Source organism: Paenibacillus sp. FSL R7-0163, assembly GCF_037969975.1.
GTDB classification, from domain to species: Bacteria; Bacillota; Bacilli; order Paenibacillales; family Paenibacillaceae; genus Paenibacillus_AQ; species Paenibacillus_AQ odorifer.
In genome coordinates, this window is sequence record NZ_CP150224.1 from 6,618,267 (window position 1) to 6,635,998 (window position 17,732).

11 protein-coding genes are annotated in these 17,732 nt (G+C 42.1%); all 11 read left to right on the forward strand.

Going from position 1 to position 17,732, the window contains the following annotated elements:
• The first annotated feature begins 3 nt into the window (after positions 1-3).
• The 11 genes from NST45_RS29065 to metK all read left to right on the forward strand — a co-directional run bounded on the left by NST45_RS29065 (position 4) and on the right by metK (position 17,535).
• Complete coding sequence (locus NST45_RS29065) at positions 4-1,725, forward strand: phospho-sugar mutase (RefSeq protein ID WP_036681534.1); 1,722 nt, start codon at positions 4-6, stop codon at positions 1,723-1,725.
• Positions 1,726-1,853: 128 nt separating this feature from the next.
• Positions 1,854-3,890, forward strand: a complete 2,037-nt coding sequence (locus NST45_RS29070) for a DUF5693 family protein (RefSeq protein ID WP_036681532.1) — start codon at positions 1,854-1,856, stop codon at positions 3,888-3,890.
• Positions 3,866-4,999: a polysaccharide pyruvyl transferase CsaB gene (gene csaB / locus NST45_RS29075; protein WP_036681529.1), complete on the forward strand. Its 1,134-nt coding sequence runs from the start codon at positions 3,866-3,868 to the stop codon at positions 4,997-4,999. Before NST45_RS29070 ends, csaB begins: the two co-directional genes overlap by 25 nt.
• A gap of 6 nt (positions 5,000-5,005) precedes the next feature.
• Positions 5,006-5,761, forward strand: coding sequence for a WecB/TagA/CpsF family glycosyltransferase (locus tag NST45_RS29080; RefSeq protein WP_036681526.1), 756 nt, complete (start codon positions 5,006-5,008; stop codon positions 5,759-5,761).
• A 116-nt stretch (positions 5,762-5,877) separates the two neighbouring features.
• Positions 5,878-7,005 (forward strand): MraY family glycosyltransferase, encoded by a 1,128-nt coding sequence (locus NST45_RS29085; RefSeq protein WP_036681523.1) that lies wholly within the window; start codon positions 5,878-5,880, stop codon positions 7,003-7,005.
• Positions 7,006-7,165: 160 nt separating this feature from the next.
• The gene (locus tag NST45_RS29090) at positions 7,166-11,092 is read left to right on the forward strand and encodes an S-layer homology domain-containing protein (RefSeq protein WP_076099679.1); all 3,927 of its coding nucleotides are present in this window, start codon (positions 7,166-7,168) and stop codon (positions 11,090-11,092) included.
• Between the two features lie 156 nt (positions 11,093-11,248).
• Positions 11,249-11,590 (forward strand): hypothetical protein, encoded by a 342-nt coding sequence (locus NST45_RS29095; RefSeq protein ID WP_036681520.1) that lies wholly within the window; start codon positions 11,249-11,251, stop codon positions 11,588-11,590.
• 500 nt (positions 11,591-12,090) lie between these two features.
• Positions 12,091-14,943 carry an Ig-like domain-containing protein gene (locus NST45_RS29100; RefSeq protein WP_052097368.1) on the forward strand — a complete coding sequence of 951 codons (2,853 nt, stop codon included), beginning with the start codon at positions 12,091-12,093 and terminating at the stop codon, positions 14,941-14,943.
• A gap of 87 nt (positions 14,944-15,030) precedes the next feature.
• Positions 15,031-15,570 carry a hypothetical protein gene (locus tag NST45_RS29105; protein ID WP_038573625.1) on the forward strand — a complete coding sequence of 180 codons (540 nt, stop codon included), beginning with the start codon at positions 15,031-15,033 and terminating at the stop codon, positions 15,568-15,570.
• Between the two features lie 153 nt (positions 15,571-15,723).
• The gene (locus NST45_RS29110; protein ID WP_036681516.1) at positions 15,724-15,993 is read left to right on the forward strand and encodes an alpha/beta-type small acid-soluble spore protein; all 270 of its coding nucleotides are present in this window, start codon (positions 15,724-15,726) and stop codon (positions 15,991-15,993) included.
• A gap of 339 nt (positions 15,994-16,332) precedes the next feature.
• Positions 16,333-17,535 (forward strand): methionine adenosyltransferase, encoded by a 1,203-nt coding sequence (gene metK, locus NST45_RS29115; protein ID WP_036681514.1) that lies wholly within the window; start codon positions 16,333-16,335, stop codon positions 17,533-17,535.
• Positions 17,536-17,732: the final 197 nt, after the last annotated feature.

A 17,732-nucleotide genomic window follows, 5' to 3' on the forward strand; every position in this document is an offset into this window, starting at 1 on the left:
CATATGACTCAATTAAGTGCAAAAGCGGCAGACACATTATCCCGCTGGTTGCAGGACCCTTCTGTTGACGAGGCTACAAAGGCAGAGCTTCGCGCTCTGGAGAATGAGCCACAGGAGCTTGAAGAGCGTTTTTACAGAGACTTAGAGTTTGGTACAGGCGGCTTGCGTGGGGTTATTGGTGCGGGCAGCAATCGTATCAATCGTTATACTGTTGGCAGAGCTACACAAGGCTTCGCTAATTATATTCTAGAAAAGCATACTGGAGAAGGCAGACCTTCGGTTGTTATCGCGCATGACTCTCGCCGCTTCTCGCCTGAATTCACACTTGAGGCTGCTCTCGTACTGGCTGCTAATGGTATCGAGGCGCATTTGTTTACTTCCCTTCGTTCAACACCACAGCTGTCATTCAGTGTGCGTTATTTGAAAGCAACGGGTGGTATTGTAATCACCGCGAGCCATAACCCTCCTGAATACAATGGTTATAAGGTCTATAATTCGGAAGGCGGACAGCTTGTACCACACGAAGCCGAAAAGGTCATTTCTTACATATTAGAGGTTGACACTTTTGATGGTGTGAAGCGGATTTCGCAAGAAGAAGCTGAAGCTCAAGGACTGTTGCACTGGCTAGGAGAGAAGGATGACGAAGCGTTTACCGATACTGTTGCTGCGGTCAGTCTTGCAAGTGAAGAGATTGCCTCTACGCTTGGAAAAGACTTCAAAATCGTATACACTCCGCTGCATGGTACAGGTAATTTGCCAGTCCGCCGTGTACTTGAGAAAATCGGCTTCACCCAGGTGCATGTTGTACCTGAGCAAGAGCAGCCGGATTCTGAATTCTCTACAGTGAAATCTCCGAACCCGGAGGAACGTGAAGCTTTTACGCTGGCTATGAAGCTGGGCGAAGAGTTGAATGCTGACCTTTTGATTGGTACAGATCCTGATGCAGACCGTATGGGTGCGGTAGTTCGCGACAATGAAGGTAAATTTGTTGTTCTGTCCGGCAATCAATCCGGAGCACTGATGATTCATTACTATTTGAGTCGTTTGCAGGAACAAGGAAAGCTGCCTCGCAATGGTGCGGTTGTAAAGACTATCGTTACTAGCGAAATGGGGGCTGCTGTAGCTTCTCATTATGGTGCAACTGTATTTAATACGCTGACTGGCTTCAAATATATTGGAGAAAAGATGACGCAGTTCGAACAATCCGGAGAATACACATATCTTTTCGGATATGAAGAAAGCTATGGTTATCTTGCAGGCAATTATGCTCGTGATAAGGATGCTGTTCTTGCTGCTATGCTTATCGCTGAAGCAGGTGCTTATTATAAAGCTCAAGGCAAAACATTATATGATGTTCTTCAGGAATTGTACGAGCAGTTCGGATACTTCTTGGAAAGCTTGGAGTCCCGTACGCTGAAAGGCAAAGATGGCGTTGCGCAAATTCAAGGAATCATGAATGATTGGCGTTCTAATGCACCACAAGAAATTGCTGGATCTGCCGTAACAGAAATTCAGGATTATTCTCTGGGCTTAAATGGACTGCCGAAGGAAAATGTACTGAAGTATTTGCTGGCTGACGGATCTTGGTTCTGCCTGCGCCCTTCCGGCACAGAGCCTAAGATTAAGGTTTATTTTGCAGTAGTGGGTGACTCCCTGCAGAATGCTAAGGATAAGGTTGCTGCACTGTCGAAACAGGTTATGGCTCGCGTTGACGGGGGACAATAATAAATATAGAGTGCCTTCTATATTGTGAATTATATTTTATGTAGAAACGGGTACCGTCTCTAAAAGGATGACGATCCGTTTCTACTTTTGTTAAAAGAGTTTTTAAAGCGAAAGAGGAGGTACTTTTGGTGCGGCAAAAATGGCAACGTTGGAATATTACTTCCCGAAAGTGGCTGTGGATCATAGTTGTGGTTGGCGTTATAGCAGCCTTGCCTGTGGTCTATGATCGACTGCAGACGGAGAAGTCTTCCAAGACAGTAGAATTTGTATTTGATTATCGTGATCTGGTTGATGTAGCCAGCTATCGTGCAAATCCACAAGATTATATTTCCGAGCAGTTAGATCGCCTTAAAGACGCGGGTGTTCAGAGTATGGCGATTTACGAAAGCACATTGGAAGATTATCGTAAGGCGCGTCGTCTGATGATATGGGGTGCGGCTGATATAGCTAATCTTACGGACACGATCATTCCTGAAAATGAGAACTATACCTATATTCTTTTTACCAGTGCTGATTACAGCGATACTTTAGCGCCTGTAATTAAAGAAGCATTTAGTAATCTTGGGATTAATTCAAGAGACTGGAGTTTCCGCGGACAGCAGGGTCTTATCATTGAGACCCCGCTAGAAGATGCTACATTGAAGCCGCTCCAGCCCGATCCATTTACATTGGAGATGCTGCACAACAAGGGATTCAGTATTGTACCTCGTCTTGTGGATTCTCTGACTTATAATGAAGCCACGGTAAAGAAGCTGTTGGATCGTTATGAGGAATTGGGTGTTAAACGGATTCTATTTGAAGGTGAGTCTGTTAAAGGGTTTAATGATGATGCCGATACTGGCAGTATCACTGACTTTGCTAATCTCCTTAAGGAACGTGGAATGGGGATTGCAGCAATTGAGAATATTAAGAAACAGCAAAAGGGCTTTAACAGGCTCGCTTATTTGCTGGATTATAATGTGACGCGTTTATATTCCCTTAGTGAGGGTGATTCTGCTTTAGATCCAAAAGTGATTTCGGACCGTTTCGCTCTGGCAACAAAGGATCGGAATATCCGCATGATCTACTTAAACACGATTCCTGCAAGAAATACTGCTAAGGCACAGGTAACAGATACATTAGATAATCTTATTACCAGCCTAAGCGAACCAGGCGGAGCTGTTGAGCAGATTGAAGATAATGGATTTAAGTTGGGACAAGCTACGGCATTTGAGGTTGTAGATTCCTCTTATCAACGTTACTTTAAGTTAGTTGCGGTGGTTGGAGCAGTGTCTTTAGTGGCTCTGCTGGTCTCTTACTTCATTCCACAGCTCACGCTTGCTGCCTGGGTGTTAGGTCTGATTGGAAGTGCAGGCCTGATGCTAGTGAAGCCTGAAATGTTTGAACAAGCGCTCGCGCTTGCCGCTGCGATAAGTGCACCAACGCTTGCCGTTGTGCTTGCCATTCGTAAGGTTAATGAAATGGGGCCACCTCTACGGAGCAATCCCCTTACCTATAAGGCTATGAGCCCGCAACGCCGGTTTACACATAGCTTAGTGCTTTATTTTAAGACTTCACTGATCTCTTTGAGCGCTGTGCCGTTTATGATAGCACTGCTTAATAATGTTACTTATAGCCTGGTTCTCAACCAGTTCCGTGGTGTCAGTCTGCTTCATATGGCGCCTATCGGTCTTGTGGCACTTTACGTACTTTTGTATCGCGGGGATTTTGTCTTTAACAAGACAGGTAAGCTGCTGCGGACACCAATCACATTTGCGATGATTATCATTGCCTTTGTTTTGGCGGTTGTTGGCTATTATTACATGACCCGTACAGGTAACGGTGGCAGTGTGAGTCCGCTGGAAATGGTTTTACGTACCTTCTTGGAAAATACGGTTGGCGTTCGACCGCGTAATAAAGAGTTTTTGCTAGCGCATCCGTTATTAATTCTTGGTGCATTCTTGGCCTTTAGATACCGGAATGCAGCGTTTATCATGATTATTGCTGTAATCGGTCAGCTCTCCATGGTGGATACCTTTGCACATATTCACTCGCCAGTTCTGATCTCGCTCATTCGTGGCTTGCTCGGTCTTGGATTAGGACTGATCATTGGTGTGATTGCCGTAATCGTATGGCAAATTGCAGAAGGGTGTTGGAAACGATGGTCGCCACTCCTAAAAAGATAGTTATTTCCGGTTATTACGGTTTCCATAACAGCGGGGATGAGGCGGTACTGCAATCTATATTGATTGCACTGCAACAACATTCTCAAGCTGCAGGTATAGAGATCGAACCCATTGTCTTGTCCATCGATCCTGAGTGGACTAGCGCCACATATGGAGTGAAATCTGTGCACCGGATGAAGCTGGTTGAAGTCCGTCAAGCTATTTATGAGAGTTCTGGTCTGATCAGCGGTGGAGGTAGCTTGCTGCAAGATGTAACAGGAAGCAAGAGTATTCCTTACTATTTAGGTATTATCAAGCTTGCGCAGTGGATGGGTAAACCGACCTTTATTTATGCTCAAGGAATCGGACCTGTGAATCGTAAGCTTTTCCACCCATTAATCAAATCAGTGTTTCGCAAATGTACCTATATCTCTGTGCGGGATGAACAATCCCGCGAGCTTTTACTTTCTATGGGATTAGAACAGAAGAACATAGAGGTTGTTCCTGACCCGGTGATGGGCTTATCTTTACCTGATGATACTGATGCTGCTGAATTACCAGAGTCTTCAGATTCACTTCCGGTAGTAGGTATTTCGGTACGTTATTGGGAACAAGATCGCAAGGAGCTGGACGCTCTTGCTCAAGGCTTGATTAAGGCGAATCTTGAGAAACCATTGCATTTAAGATTCCTTCCGTTTCATCTTCCATCGGATATTGAAGCCTCACGTTATGTGATGGAGAAGCTGGAAGAAAATATAAGCCAGCATGGGGGGCAGGTCAGTATTTGTGAAGATGCCAGTCATCCGCAACACATGCTGCGGGAAGTAGGGCAATGTGAAGTGCTGATCGGAATGCGTCTTCATAGCCTGATTTATGCCGCAGGGCGGCGAGTTCCGCTGATTGGTATCTCTTATGATCCGAAAATTGATCATTTTCTAGACAGAGTTCGGTGTCAGCCTGTGGGCACGACCCAATCATTAGATGCTGGACAAGTTGCTGCTGAGATAGGCCATCTTTTGGAAACAACAGAGGGATGGAGAAATGAGCGGGAGACGATCCTCTCCTCGTTGATTCAAGAAGCAGGGGCTCCAGCACGGCAAATCGTAGAATATTTCCACCATAAAGGATGATCTAAAGTGAAAGCAGAAAGCGCGGTACCTACAGTTCCTATTTTTGGGATTAGAGTCTCCAAGGTGGATATGGCAGCAACTGTTGCTTATTTGACAGAGGCGGTTCATACCCGTATCCCGCATCAAGTGATTACAGCTAATCCGATTATGGTTATGGCTGCTTTGGAAGATCCAGCTTATATGGAGATAATGAAGTCAGCTGAATTGGTTGTCCCAGATGGAACCGGTGTGGTATGGGCTGCTAATTATTGTAAGGAGCCTGTAACCGAACGGGTAGCTGGGTTTGACCTGTTACATGAATTGATGCAACAGGGTGAAAGATATGGATGGAAGGTATATCTCCTTGGTTCTACACCTGAGGTGATTCAGGAAACCGCTGAAAGGTTACAATTGCAATATCCGCGTGTTATTATTGCAGGATATCATGACGGTTATTTTGGTCCGGAATCGGACGATGAAATTATTGCTGGAATTGTTAAAACCAATCCTGACTTATTATTTGTGGCCAGAGGCGCGGATAGTCAGGAACCATGGATTGCAAAACACAAATCCAAGTTAGGTGTTCCGATCATGATGGGGGTCGGCGGCAGCTTTGATGTAATTTCTGGCAAGAGCAAGAGAGCGCCAAAAGTTTTCCAAAAAATGAGAATTGAATGGTTGTACCGTTTATTAAAAGAGCCTACGCGGTACAAAAGAATGCTTGCGTTGCCGAAATTCGCATTAAAAGTGGTGCGTGAGAAAGATAAAGTAACAAAAGTCTAGTCAAATGCCGATATTCACCTAGAAAATCAGATGAATAGCCTAAAAAAGGGATTGGAATTTGTTTTTGTAACAGCGTATAATTCAATGCGGTAGAGAAATGGGGGTCGACTGATCAAATGTTAATCATATACATCGCTGGATTTATCGTATGCATGGGACTCGCACTTGGCCTCACACCTTTGGTGAAAAAATTCGCCATTAAGATTGGTGCGACAGATGTGCCGAATGCTCGTAAAGTGCACACGAAAATTATGCCCCGCCTTGGCGGATTAGCTATTTTTCTGGCGTTTGTGTTAGGCCTGCTTGCCGTATTGCCGATTATTCCATATGAGTTCACTCCGCGGGAGGCCAACTTCATCAAAGCGCTGCTGTGTGGCGGCGGACTGATTGTACTTATCGGAGGGTTGGATGACCGATTTGAATTATCAGCAAAGTTGAAGCTGCTGGGCCAAATTGTCGCAGCATGTATTGTAGTTTTCGGTTTTGGTATTACTGTAGATTTTGTGAATATTCCATTTAACAATACGTATTCTTCATTGGAAAGCTGGATTGCTATCCCGCTTACGATTTTCTGGATTGTTGGTGTCACCAATGCTGTTAACCTGATTGACGGGTTGGACGGGCTTGCTGCTGGTGTATCAGGGATTGCGATTGCTACGATTGCGGTAATGGCTTTCTTGATGGGTAACACGATGGTTGCAATGTTATGCCTGTTGCTTCTGGGTAGCATAATCGGATTCTTGTTCTTCAACTTCCATCCCGCCAAGATTTTTATGGGGGATACGGGATCGCTGTTCTTAGGCTTCTGCTTAGCTTTACTTGCTTTGCTAGGGTTTAAACAGATTGCCGTGGTTTCGTTTATTACACCTTTGCTTATTATTGGTGTACCGTTGTCGGACACGTTCTTTGCGATCGTGCGCCGTAAGCTGCAGAAGAAACCAATCTTTGCACCAGATAAAGGTCACTTGCATCATTGCCTTCGCGAGCTAGGCTTTAGTCATCGTCAGACTGTGCTCATTATTTATGGTATTGCTGCATTTTTCGGAGTTTTAGCTGTTATTCAATCCTCTGCCGCTCTTTACGAGGCGAACTGGGTTACCTTTGTAGTCATCTGCATCATGCTCTTCTTCTTGCAGATCGGTGCGGAAGTTACAGGTTTGATCGGTAAGACTAAACGTCCGTTGATTGATTTCTTTTTAAGAATTCGTATGAAAGCTAATCCGGAAAGAGGTTCCAAATCTTAATTTATTAATGGTATTATTCTAATATTTTCTATAACTAACAAAACTCATCCCTTTTCGGATGAGTTTTTTGTTGTTTTCCCTAAAAATATCGCTTCCTATGACCGATAAAGAACAAAGTGAAGGTTTACGAGAATTTATACTCAAAGGAGAGATATAACACATGCAACGCTTTAAGAGACCGTTCGTTTGGCTGATGCTGGCGGCTTTGATCGTTTCTATGTTCCCAGGTAAATACACGCCCATAGCGGCAGCGGCTACCACGAGCTCCACGACTTTCTTCAGTCCGGATGATCTCACATTACGGAATACTGTTCTGTTGAAACAGGATGTTGTAGCAACAACAGCTAATCCTAATCCTGAGGGACTTATTGACCGTTCTAGTGTTTACAAAGTAAGTAGCCCTACCTTTTCAATTACAGGAACCTACTCTCAGGTAACATCTTCCACGATGAAGGTTACTGTAGAGCAGCTTACAAAAGATAGTCAATCTAATAAATGGGTAACAGATGCTACTCACCTGACTACGGGAGCGGTAACAACAGATACCAATAGCCCGGATAACCGTTTTGTAGCATCTGGTCTTGTTTTGTATACAGGTTTTAATAAGGTGACCTTTTCTGGTATGCAAGGGAATCTCCAACGTTCAGAATCATTTTATGTTCTTTATGATAAAGTTCCCTATGTAACAGAATTAAAAGTTTTGGGTGGTCCTTCTGCGCTTAATTTAAATGAAGGAACACAAGTTGTCGTACCAGTATCTACAGTTACTCTTCAAGGTAAAGTAACGAATGCCACTAAAGTCAGTGTCTCCGTGAATGGAGGAACTGCATTACAAACTTCCCTATTGGAAGACGGAACATTTTTCACCCCCGCGCTGAACTTGAGTCCGGGATTAAGTACGCTTAAGATTGTTATTCAAAATGCTTCGGATTCAATAACAATAGACAGATCCGTATATTTCTTTGATAAGGATCAACCGTACGCTTCTTTGAACATCAACCACGACAATGCGGACTATAATATCTTAAATGATAATGTGCCTACGTTGACTGCTGATTTGACTCCAAGTGTTGCAGGTTTTACTGGACAGATCTTAGTTCCATATAACGTGGCTCCGTTTGCAACAAATGCTGTGCTAACTCTTAATAAAGGTAATAGTTCCGAAAAAGTTGTAACGATTAGTGCTGTGACAGAAGAATTAACAATTCCTGGTCCTGATGGCGTTACGCCAACGTATAAATTGGTTAAATTTAAGACTGCAGCTGATTTAGAAATCTTGGCGGGTGTAAATGACTTTAAATTGTCTGTAGATTATGGCAGCCACAGCAGTTCTCATCTTTATTCATATAAATTTTTGAAAAATGAGACTGTTATAACAGAAATGTACTACCTTCCTGGATATACAGGCTCAGGTGATCTTACCAATATCTCTAAATTGCCTTTGAATGGCCAACAGTTAGAGACGGATAGTTTCTATATAATGGCGAAGACAAATAGATCAACAACCCCAGCAGATATAACTGCAAACTATTTGCCTTTGAGTAATAAACCACTATCCATAGATTATGTAACTGCAGGCACAGGAACAAATGAATATATTTATAAAATATCAGGGTTCTCTAATGGTCAACAAAAGGTACAATTCCGTTATAAAGGATCAGAATCCTTCTATAATGCTGATATTTCATATGTATCGAAAAACTATATATATGTAAGTAATCTGCAAGATGGTCAGACCTACGAATTCGATTCCAGTGTAGAAAAAAAACTTAATGTCGCTGGGGAATATATCGGGTTCGAAAATATAGAAAATGCACAAGTGCAAATTAACGGTACAGACAGTAACTCATTATCTAGCAATCCTTTTAAGCTTGAAGTAGAAAAAAACTCAACAGTAAATAAAACAACTTTTAATTTCACTGTGACAATCAGTCAGACGGGACCACTGGTATACGGTGAGAATAAAATCGTGTTTACTGGAGTCTCAAGAGATAATGCTGGTAACCAACGTATTATCAAAAAAGAACTTAAAATTTACATCATTGATACCAACATTTCTGGGATAAAACAATTCCATCCTACTTTAGGGGATAATCGTTTACCTTTTACAACTACAACCCTTTCTAATGAAGTCGAGCGTAATGCCATGCTGGCATTGCCGGCTGAGATTGTATATAAGGATGAAAAATATACAACAAACAAAGATAAATTCGACTTGGTACTACAAGGTAGTGGTGCTACAACGCTGAATCTTTATCAGGGCTCTACTTTGGTGTTTACTTCGACGGGGCAAGATAAGCTGCTAATTGACGGTACGGAATCCGCTGGACCTATTGGTCCTAAACGTTATCCTGATGAAGTGGCTGCAAATGGTCTGTATTATGACTACATTGGCAGTGCTAAAAACTTTATTTTAAGATTACGTGACATTAAATTTGATGCCCCAGGAAGTCAAGTTTATACCCTAGAGCTTATTAACAAAACAGGAGCAAGAACTACACAACGTCTTGAAGTAGTGCGGGAAGTTGCTCCATATCGTCTTCTGTCACCTGTAGCGACGGTAGGTGAGCAAATTGTTGTTAACAAAAACTTTGTTCGTTTTGATATTGAGGCTGAAGGTGCCACTAAAGTAATAATTGGCAAAGAAGAAGCAATTAAACGTACGGATTTGCCAAATCAAGATCGCTTCACCTATGATTATGTGGGTTTAAAAGCAGACAAATCGAATCCTATTAAGATACAAGTGGTTCGTGCTAACTCCACAATAAGCGATACCATAAATGTGTATTATGCCAGTGCTGTGCAGATTGATACACAATATATGGCGGAGAAGGTAGCTACGAAGTATAGTGTCTTTAATAAAACCTTGGAATTGAACTTCCCTAAAGGTACGATTATGAAGGGATATACTAGCTCTGGTGCTGCAAAATATTATCCTAATACAAAACTGTTGTTTGGTATTGCGGATCCCGCTGATGGCGTTGTTGAACGTAAGAATGATTACGGGAACATTATCAATGTAACGGGTAGTGACGACAGAACCGAAGGCGGGGGCGGGCAGCTTGTGATTCCACAGGATCTTGCTCTGCGCTTTACATCAACCGTCTCTACTAATAACTTTTCGAGAGTATCGGATATCTATTGGCTTAGTGGGGGTCTAGGAAATGATGGCGTTAATCTTGAGACTAACGGGGTTACCCCACATTTCGTGGATGCCAGTGGAAAGACTGGATATTTTACACAGTATAGTCAAACAAGAAAAATCGTACCTTCCCAACGTGGTGAATTGACGCTTACTTTCAACTCCAGCATAGTGGATGAAGTGGGATCGACTATTACAGTATTCCGATATACAGATTCAGGTAAGTGGGAGAACTTGGGCGGTGTCGTAGATACGAAGAAACATACCATCACCGTTCCATTCGATGAATTTGGTTATTACACTGTTATGAAGCTGCGCCGTGGTTTTGTTGATATTACGAATCATCCATGGGGCAGAAATATAATGAATGGATTGTATTCCAAAGGATTTATGACTAATCTTCGAGCAGATGCATTCGGAGCCGATGATTTGACCACTCGTGGTGAATTTGCAACATTGTTGGTGAAATCATTAAGTATTCCTTTGAACTATGATGCTAATAAACAAACCTTCTTTGATATTGTGCCAGAAGCCGTCGCGGCCACATGGGATTTCAAACACATTGAGACAGCTGCTAGGGCAGGTATTGTTACAGGCCTCAGTGATGGCTTCTTTGGGCCTGATCAAGCCTTAACACGTGAACAAGCCGCAGTAATGATAGCTAGGGCGTTGAAACTCAAGATGTCTTTGAATGACAGTAAACTGCTAGCAAGCTTAAGCAAATCATTTGTTGATACAAGTAACATGGATTTCTACTCACGTCCTGCAATTGAAGCTATATCTAAAGCTAAGATTATGGAAGGAAGCGCTGTGACCGTTACAGGCCAAAAGAAGCCCGTCTATAACTTTAACCCGAAGGGTAAGTTGACTAGAGCAGAGGCCGGTAAGATTACTGTGGCACTCTTACAGAAGAGTACAAGCATCTTCCCTAAGAACTTTAACTAAAGAATAAAAAAAAGTGCTCCGGCTTGCGAAAAGTATTCGTAGGTCGGAGTTTTGATGTAAAGATAACAATTACCAGCGACATAAATTTTGTAATCTGCACCGATTTACGATACAATAATGTAGAAAATATTATTTTCTGAAAGGTGAAAGCCATCGATGAAACCGATTTTATCAAAAGCACAGTTGGATTACATGAAAGCCAAGAATATGTTTGAGAATAGAGCAAAAGTGTTGGAGAAGGAAATTGCAGCTAAACGGGCACTACAGGAGATCACTCAAGAGGTTATGGAAGAACTGGTGCAAGCAACAGGATTCCACGATTCATACAACGAGCTTGTTGTTACTGAGAATGCTCTGATCGAATGGTCTCATACTACAATCAAGCATGAGAAGAGCTACCGCGAGAACCGCGCAGCTATTGATGCAATGTATGACAATGTGAACTCGAGTCCTGAGAAGCGTCAGGAATTGATCCAATTATCTATGAAGATTCGTTAGAAACAATGTAATAGAAGCAAGCGTCGGCAACGGCGCTTTTTTTGTTTTTTGTAGGAATGTTTAAATTAATAGTACAAGTGTTAATGATTCTTAGTAAATATTGCATAATGACGTTTAGAAAGCGACTATGATATACTGTTTTCCGTAGGCACCCATGATTAACAATAGTTAGTAGAACATACATATGTATCTTCTAATGGGATCACACCGGAAAATATAAAAAAGAAGATTTTTTTTGAGAAACCGCAACTTTTTCAAATCTTCTGCGTTTAAGGTGTAGAGTCATTTACACAGAGGCTGAAATTAACCGCTGGTAAAGCCAATTTAACAAAATGGAAAAATTAGCTTTACGTGACTTGAGGCACATTGTATAATACTTAGGTATAATTAGGAATCTAGTATTGTCATGTCCTAAAATCGTTTACCAGTTTCTGTGATACCCGTCACAGACATTATTTATACTTAATTTGCTCAACTCGGGAAAGGGGGTGCATCGGCTAATGAGTGACATGAGCTACTCAACTAAAGAAAAATCTCAGTTTATGAACGTCCAAGGAGGAGAAAAAAAGGTTATGAAGAAAATTTTATCCGTAGCATTATCTACAGCAATGGCATTCTCGATGTTTGCCTCTGTAGCGTTTGGTGACGCAGCAACAACTCCGCAACAAAAATTTGATGCTTTGGCAGCGAAAGGTATTCTCAACGGATACCCAGATGGTCAAGCTCACCTTGAAAAAGATCTTACTCGTGCTGAGTTCGCGAAGATCGTTACTAAATTGTTCGACCTTACTGAAGTAAGTAACAAATTGTCTTACAAAGACAAAGGTTACAACGCATCGAACTGGGCAGTGCCTTACATCGAAGCTGTTACTGCAGTAAACTACATGCAAGGTAAAGATACTGTTAAAGGTATCTTCGATTACAACGGTAAAGTAACAGTTGAAGAAGTTGCGGCTGTATTGTTCCGCGCTTTGAAATTGGAACAACCAACTACAACTGATAACTCTGCATCCGCATGGGCTAAAGGTTATGCTCAAGCAGTAATCAATGCAGGTTTGGTTGCTAAAGACACTAACTTCAAAGCTAACGCTAGCCGTTCTTTGGTAGTTGAAACAGCTTATGCTGTTGATCAATTGAGCCAAGCAGCTACAATCGTTTCTGCTGAAGCATTGAGCCCAACTAAAGTAGTTGTTACTTTCTCTGACAAAACTACTACAACTGTTGAATTGACAACTGCTCTTGTAGCAGGCGTTGAAACTACAATCAACTTCAAACACAATGATCATGATTACACTACAAAAGTAACTTTGGCAGCTCCTAAGGTTGTTTCCGCAGAAGCTCCAAATGCTAAACAAGTAGTAATCAAATTTAACCGTTCAATCGATGTTGATACACTGGCTGAATCCAGCAAAGTTATCGACGGCGTAGTAAAAGTAACTAAAGTGGGTAGTGATGTTAACGAAGTAGCTAATGCTAATGTTACCTTCAACGCTGACAACACTGAAGCTGTTATTACCCTGCCAGGAGTTAAATTCCTTAAAGGTAACTACACTGTAGTTCTTAACGATGCTGTAACAACAACATCTGCTGAAGCTATCCCAGCTTACACACAACTGATCACTGTTGCTGATACAGTTGCTCCAACACTTGCTTCTGCTAGCTCTACTGCAAAAGCAACTACTAAAGATGTATACGTGAAATTCAGCGAACCAGTTAAAACTACTGGTATTGTTGCTTACGTAAATGGTCAAGTTGCTACTGTAACTGTAACAAATGATACTTACACTGAGTATAAATTGTCTGCAGGAACATTGGATAGCGGCAAAACTTACGATGTATCGTTGCTTAACGTTACTGACTTTGCAGGTAATGTAGCTAATCCTAACCCAATCAAAACTACTGTAACTGTAGTTTCTGACGTTGCTGCTCCAGTAATCAAGAGCGTAACTCCAGTAAGTGACAAGTATGTTGAAGTTGAGTTCGACAAAACAGTTGATCGTGCTTCTTTGGTTGGTAATGTTCGCTTGTTGAACTCCGTTGGTGAAAGCCAAGGTACGTTCCAAGTGTTGACTACTGACAATGGCAAGAAGTTCACCCTTCAAAGCCCATTGACTAGCTTCCCTTCAACTGGAACTTTCACTGGTTCTGTAGTATTCGGAGCTTCTGTAAAAGATACTCTGGGTAACATTTTGGGAACAGCTGCTAGCCAAGCAATTACCTTTACTAAAGACACTGTAGCTCCTACTGTAACTGGTGTTACTTACACAACTACAGCTGTTAATAAAGGTCTGGTTCTGAAATTCTCTGAAAATGTTGTATACAAAGGTAAAGGCACCCTGCAACTGATTAATGATACTACTGGTGAAGCTACAACTGTACTTCACAATTCTAGTCTTGTTAAAGGTAGCGGAAGTACTTTCACTATCACTGGTGTAAGTGTACCAACTGCTGGTAGCTACACATTGCGTATTCCTGCAGGATTGTTCGTAGATAAATCCTACAGTGCAAATGAACTGACTGCTGCAGTATTGCCTGTAACAATCGGATCTACTTCAACTGACGATAAAGCTCCAGAATTGTTGGTTGTTAATGGCGCTGCTCCTATCAAGTTCTATGATAGCAAATCTGTTGGTGATGACACTTATGGTGATGCTTTGATCACTGTTGATCTGTTTGATGCTAGCGGTTTGAAATCATCCACAATTCTTGATAAAAACAGCTACACATTGAACAATGCTGGTCTTCCAAGCACTTCTTACGTTACAATTAAAACATTGAACGAAAAAGGCGAAGAAGTATCATCTGCTACTAACCCAACTCGTGCTCGTGCATATGTATATATCCCTAGCTCCAGCATCACAGAAACTAAAGACTATGTCTTTGCTGTGAATGGTGTTACTGATACTGCTGGTAACGTAATCGATGGTACAGTTGCACAACAAAAAGGTAAGCTGACTAGCAGAATTAGCCCTGCGTTTGATTCAGCTGTAGTATCCAGCGGAGGTTCAACTGAACTGATTCTCGGATTCTCCAAAGACCTGAATGAAGCTACAACTGAAGCTGACTTGAAAGCGAACCTGGAATTCTACATCAACACTGATGTTAATTCTAGCAACAAAATTTCATCAGATAACATTCTTTCTATCACTCCGATTAAATACGGATCTGATAAAGGAAAATGGTCTGTTAAATTCTCCAAGAAAATCATTGATTCCGCTGCTGGTGCTAAAGAAGAACTTGATCTTAACGCCAACGGTGTTAACAGAATCATTGTTAAAGTTAAGAAAGACGCTGCAATCTTCGATGCTGATGGCAACAAGATCAAAGGCGAAACAGAAATCTCCGCTAAGTAATCTCCGATTACCGAAGCACAGAATAGCCTCTTCGGAGGCTATTCTTTTTTTATAGGTTTTTATCCCCAATAATGAGGAGGAACTTCTTTGAAATCGGTATGGAAAGTAACAACCGCTGCTGTATTGCTGGCTGGTGGTATATGGGCTGGGTCTTTGCTAAACATTACTGCTGAAGGTGCAGGTGTTGGTTCTCAGCCTGGCACAACGGATGATCCTGTAGTTACTAAAAGCTACGTCGATCAGCAAATTCAGAAAGCACTTTCAGGTGGTGCAGTGACGACTCCGGTAGCGACTGCTACACCTGCGCCTAGTGCAACCACAGCGCCAGTAGCTACACCTGGTCAAAATAGTAGTAATGAATCTGTGATTGTTGATGTGAAGCCTGGCCAAACTTTAATTGCTTCTGCAGGCGCTGAATTTATCGTTCGCGCGGGTAAAGCAGTAATCGTTTCACAAGATGCGAATGGTGTGGCCGATTTAACAGATGGTAAAGATCTTACAAATGGACTAGCTGCACCATCTAACCACTTATTGTCCTTCCCTCGTGATGGTCGTGGTATAGCTGTTCAAGAGGGTCAAACCCTTGGTCTTGTTGTGATGGTTCGTGGTGGATATACCTTGAAATAATGTGTAATGATATATATTCATAATGCCCGTAAACGGACTTAATCATACCTTCAAACTGTTTTCCAAAGTTACAAATCATTGGCGCGATTGAAGATTAAGTGATGGACGCACAATATTCCTGTAATCTTACAAATTCACAGGAGGTGCTGTAACATGGCACGTAATAATCGTACAGTCGTACCTGAAAGTCGGACAATGCTGAAACAAATGCAATATGAAATTGCAGCTGAATTTGGTTTATATGGGGCTCATTATGGAGGCGGGGCAGACACGGAGTTTGCTTCTGAGTTAGGAGCAGTCGGAGGTAGTGGTTCTGGCCGTAGTCAGTACCTTGGGCATCTGAGTTCAAGGGATAATGGGTCTGTTGGAGGAGAAATTACGAAGAGACTCATTAAGCAAGCTGAACAGTCTCTTTTTCAATAATATCAGGGGTTAGGATACCCTTATTCCTTATCTGATATTGCTTTTTTATAGCGTGAAATCAATATTCATACTCTCACGGGGGGCTCTGTGTTTAATTGACACCACCCCCTAAATAAGATAATATGACTTTTGAGGAAAGCCTTAGACCTTTTCCATATGGAAAAGGTTCATTTTTTGAAGAGTTTAGTGAATGCAGGCATTAAATTTTGCGAAAATCCTTCATAAAAAGAAATCAGGCAAACCTGAATTATTTATATTATTTAGTTTTATTATTTGGCCTGTTATCATTAAGGAATCCCTTATACAGTGTCAGACTAACCATATGGGAGGTTGTTATACTTGTCTATTAAAGGGCGTCATTTGTTTACTTCTGAGTCCGTTACGGAAGGGCATCCGGATAAAATCTGTGACCAGATTTCCGACGCAGTATTGGATGCATTTTTAGTTAATGATCCTAATGCACGTGTAGCCTGCGAAGTAGCAGTAGCAACAGGTCTTGTACTGGTGATCGGGGAAATCAGTACCAAATCAGAGTATGTTGATATTCCTGCCATCGTACGCAATACCATCAAAGAAATTGGATACACACGTGCAAAGTATGGTTTCGACTATAATACATGTGCTGTGTTGAGTTCTCTTAACGAGCAGTCCGCTGATATTGCCCAAGGTGTTAACTCTGCTTTAGAACACCGTGATCCTGCTCAAGTAGCTGAAGAAACAGCTAATATTGGTGCAGGCGATCAAGGGCTCATGTTTGGTTTTGCTACGAACGAGACACCTGAACTGATGCCACTTCCGATTGCCTTATCACATCGTATTGCACGTCGTTTATCTGAAGTTCGTAAGAACGGAACCTTGGACTATCTTCGTCCAGACGGCAAAACACAAGTTACGATTGAGTATCAAGATGAAAAACCTGTACGCGTAGACGCTATCGTAGTATCTACACAACATGCAGAGGAAATTTCTCTTGAACAAATTCAGGCGGATATTAAAGAACATGTTATTTTGCCTGTTGTTCCTGCGGAACTGCTTGATGCAGAAACCAAATACTTTATTAACCCAACCGGACGTTTTGTTATTGGGGGTCCTCAAGGGGATGCTGGTCTAACTGGCCGTAAGATTATCGTCGATACATACGGCGGATATGCTCGTCATGGCGGCGGAGCATTCTCAGGTAAGGATCCAACTAAAGTGGACCGTTCTGCGGCTTACGCAGCTCGTTATGTAGCTAAGAATCTTGTAGCTGCTGGTTTGGCCGACAAATGTGAGATCCAACTTGCCTATGCCATCGGTGTAGCTACTCCTGTCTCGATAAATGTGGATACATACGGAACAGGTAAAATCAGTGAAGAGAAAATGGTTCAACTGATCAGCAACAACTTTGATCTTCGCCCTGCGGGCATCATTTCTATGCTTGATTTGCGTAAACCGATTTACAGACAAACCGCAGCTTACGGTCATTTCGGACGTACTGATGTTGATCTTCCATGGGAACGCGTAGATAAAGCAGAATTGCTAAGAGATCAAGCAGGGTTGTAATTCAATCATACGGTCTTATAATATGTTAGCCCGCAAGTTGGCCATGGTGTCAGCTCTGCGGGCTATTTTGCGTGCGAAAACGAGCAGGGCTAGTGAATCTAACCATAGAGAAGTAGACTACTAAACTTTGCCAGCCTTTTAGCCGAAATATAAGAATATACATAAAGACGATAGTATGGCTTGAGAGGAGTCTATCA